The following is a 947-nucleotide window of genomic DNA, read 5'->3' on the forward strand; positions in this document are numbered from 1 at the left end:
GCCTTCCCGCTGACCAGCAACGGCAAGCTCGATCGCACGGCGCTGCCGGCGCCCGATCTGCAAGCGCTGGCGCGCGGCAGGTACGTCGCCGCGGAAGGTCAGGTGGAACAGGCGCTGTGCCAGGCATGGAGCACGGTGCTCAAGGTGGAGCAAGTCGGCGTGGAGGATAACTACTTCGACATCGGCGGCGACTCGATCCGCAGCATCGCCATCGTGGCGGCGGCCCGCGCGCACGGCATCGAACTGGCCATTGTCGACCTGTTCAGGCATCCGACCGTGCGCGCCCTGGCGCAGGCGCTGGCCGTGCGCGACGGCGCCGCCGCGCTCAGTCAAGACATGGAAATCCTCGACGCAGCGGACCGCGCGTCGCTGCCGGAACGGGTGCAGGACGCCTATCCGATGACGCTGCTGCAGATGGGCATGGTGTTCCACAACCAGTATGAGCAGGATGCGGGGTTGTATCACGATGTGTTCAGCAACCATGTCACGCTGCCGGCCTGGGATGAAGGCGTACTGCGTCAGGTGCTGGCGGCGATGGCGGAAAAACATCCGGTGCTGCGCACCAGCTTCGACCTGAGCCGCTATAGCGAGCCGCTGCAGCTGGTATGGCGCGATGCGGAAGTGCCGCTGATCGTGGCCGACCTGCGCGAGCTGAATACGGCTGAGCAGGATCAGATCGTGGCCGGATTCATCGACGCCGAACGCAAGTCCGCTTTCGATCTGGCCAGCGCTCCGCTGCTGCGCATCTTCGTGCACCTGCGCGGCGCCAAGGCGATACAGTACACCTTCAGCTTCCACCATGCGATTCTCGATGGCTGGAGCGTGGCCTCGTTCCAGACCGAGCTGTTCAATGCCTACTTCGCTGCGCTCGAAGGCAAGGACATTGCGCTGCCATCGTTGCGCGTGACGCCGAAGATGGCAGCGCTGCGCGAAAAACAGGCACTGCG

Annotated in this window: 1 protein-coding gene; it reads left to right on the forward strand. The window is 64.9% G+C overall.

What is annotated here, in order from left to right:
* Positions 1–947: condensation domain-containing protein (locus AC07VH_RS29205; RefSeq protein WP_494804019.1), on the forward strand; the 947-nt coding region annotated here is incomplete at both ends.

The organism is Janthinobacterium sp. GW821-FHT03C10, assembly GCF_059420865.1.